Raw genomic sequence first — 219 nt, forward strand, 5'->3', positions numbered from 1 at the left:
GCCATTGTACTTGTACTGATAAGCATTTTGCGTTGTCGCTGTATAATTATGCAGCAAACCGAAAGGGTAATAATTATTGACTTCGACTATTTCTCCCGGCTTCCAGTAATCAATACAGTTCGGCGGGTTCCATGGTGACCACGGTCCATCACACTGCTGGTAATAATATGTTCTCGGCTGAATAACTCCATCCTTACTCGTATCACTATAACTTAATCT

1 protein-coding gene is annotated in these 219 nt (G+C 41.6%); it reads right to left on the reverse strand.

The window, feature by feature from the left end:
- On the reverse strand, positions 1-219 hold a 219-nt coding region (locus AC2A07_RS19810; RefSeq protein ID WP_484051816.1), incomplete at both ends, for a hypothetical protein.

Source organism: Chryseobacterium sp. HNCC26DJ238, assembly GCF_057180465.1.